Raw genomic sequence first — 275 nt, 5'->3', positions numbered from 1 at the left:
TTCAGCCACAGGATCATCTTCTTTGACATCGTCTCCAACTTTTACAAGCCAGTTAGCGATGTCACCTTCGTGCATACCTTCACCGATATCAGGCATGGTGAAGATTTGAGTCTCACCTGAAGGAGCTTCAGAAGCAGCAGCGGGTGCCGCTTCAGCAGTATCAACTTCGCTTGAGCCATCTCCATCATATTCGATAAGCGGAGCACCCACTTCAACAGTTGTTCCAGCTTCAACGAAAAGTTTTGTTACCGTACCAGAGTAAGGAGACAAGATTT

1 protein-coding gene is annotated in these 275 nt (G+C 46.9%); it reads right to left on the bottom strand.

The window, feature by feature from the left end; translation table 11 throughout:
* Positions 1 to 273 (bottom strand): biotin/lipoyl-containing protein (locus B4H39_RS07870; protein ID WP_414672059.1); only part of this gene is annotated, 273 nt, incomplete at its 3' end.
* Positions 274 to 275: the final 2 nt, after the last annotated feature.

The organism is Lactococcus sp. UBA7128 (genome assembly GCF_002492185.1).
Taxonomy (GTDB): Bacteria; Bacillota; Bacilli; order Lactobacillales; family Streptococcaceae; genus Lactococcus; species Lactococcus muris.
Note: the sequence above shows the minus strand (reverse complement) of the source record. Positions and strands in the feature narration are given on the sequence as shown.